Genomic DNA, 1514 nt, shown 5'->3' with positions numbered 1-1514 from the left:
CATCGTCTCAGCCCCCAGGTGACGGGCGGGCCGGGTCCACTTCGGACCCGGCCCGCCCGTTGCCGTTCCCGACCTCCGGTCGGCCCGGGTCGCACCGACCCGCCGGGCCGACGTCAACCCTCCGAGCAGCATCACGGGAGCTCCCGATGCCGGACGCCGGCACGTTCTCGCCCAACGTCGCGATGGCCCGCAACCGGTGGCGCGCGGCCGAGGACAGGCTCTACCCCACGCTCATCGCCGATCCCGGCTCCTACCAGCGGTCGATCAACCAGATCCAGGCGGTCGTCGCCGAGCTGCGCAAACGCTGCGCCGGCGTCGAGGACATCATCGCGGCCGAGTCCGCCCCCGAGGAGCTCATCGCCGCGGCCCTCCCCGGCGGCAGCGCCGTCCCCGCCGACCTGCTGCTCGGCGTGGCCTGCGGCATGGCCGACCGTGAGATCAGCTCCGACGTCGAGCGCCGCCGCCGCGAGGCCGCCATCGAGGCGGCCCGCGCCGAGGGCCGCGCATGGGTCGTCGTCAGCGGGCCGGAGACGGCCGAGGAGCTCACCGACGGCCGCCGCCCCGAGCTGCACCTGCCGACGGGCACGGTCGTCGAGATCGCCGTCGACCCCTGGTCCGGCGAGGACCCCTTCCAGCTGCAGGTCACCGCGGGCGAGACCGGCACCCTGCTCGTGACCGGCTCGTTCACCGACCGCGACGAGTGGCTCGCCGAGATCGCACGCCAGCGCGCGGCCGTCGAGGCCGGGACGGTCGGTACGTGAGCGCCGCACCGGACCTGGCGCCCACCGGCTGCCGGGCCGCCCTCACCGCCGCCGACCGCGACGAGGTGTTCGCGATCCGCCGCACGGTCTTCGTGGCGGAGCAGTCGTTGTTCGAGGGCTCCGACCTCGACGACCGTGACGACGACCCCACGACGATCCACGTCGTCGGCACCGTCGGCGGGATCACGGCCGGGACCGTCCGGCTCTACCCGCTCCGACCCGGCCACCCCGAGGGCGACTGGCAGGGCGACCGGCTCGCGGTGCTGCCCGGGTTCCGGTCGTCGGGCCTCGGCGCCCCGCTGGTCCGCTTCGCCGTGGCCACGGCCGGCGAGCTGGGCGGGGCGCGGATGATCGCGCACGTCCAGATGCCCAACGAGATGTTCTTCCGCAGGCTCGGCTGGGCCCGCGTCGGCGCCCCGGAGATCTACGTCGGGCAGCCGCACCTGCTGATGGAGATCGACCTGCAGGCCGCCCGCACCGCCTCCTGACCCCGGCGGCCGACCGGACCGCGCCGAGCTCGACGACGGACTGGTTACGACCATGATCGAACCACTCCGGTGTCGAACTCGGCGCTGCTGTGCGGGGGGTCAGGACGTGCGGGGGCGCGCGGTCACCAGGCGTCCCGACCGTCCGAACGTCTCCCGCAGCTCCGCCGGCAGCGACTCCGCGATCCGCGCCAGCGCCACACCGCGCTGCGCCGGCGTGCCCAGCTGCCCGAGGACCAGGTCGGACCTGGTGCGGGCGGCGACCTGT

Annotated in this window: 2 protein-coding genes; both read left to right on the top strand. The window is 75.1% G+C overall.

Annotation, left to right across the window (positions count from 1 at the left end; translation table 11 throughout):
- The first annotated feature begins 146 nt into the window (after positions 1-146).
- Positions 147-761 (top strand): hypothetical protein, encoded by a 615-nt coding sequence (locus tag PSU4_RS32690; protein WP_246115466.1) that lies wholly within the window; start codon positions 147-149, stop codon positions 759-761.
- Positions 758-1249, top strand: coding sequence for an MSMEG_0567/Sll0786 family nitrogen starvation N-acetyltransferase (locus PSU4_RS30850; RefSeq protein WP_246115465.1), 492 nt, complete (start codon positions 758-760; stop codon positions 1247-1249). The genes PSU4_RS32690 and PSU4_RS30850 overlap by 4 nt, the downstream gene beginning before the upstream one ends.
- Positions 1250-1514 lie beyond the last annotated feature (265 nt).

Source organism: Pseudonocardia sulfidoxydans NBRC 16205 (assembly GCF_007989085.1).
Taxonomy (GTDB): domain Bacteria; phylum Actinomycetota; class Actinomycetes; order Mycobacteriales; family Pseudonocardiaceae; genus Pseudonocardia; species Pseudonocardia sulfidoxydans.
The sequence above is the reverse complement of the archived record's forward strand: the minus strand, read 5'-3'. Positions and strand labels throughout refer to the sequence as shown.

Excerpts from the sequence above, each read along its gene's own strand:
- PSU4_RS32690 (WP_246115466.1), top strand. The coding sequence starts at position 147 with ATGCCGGACGCCGGCACGTTCTCGCCCAACGTCGCGATGGCCCGCAAC.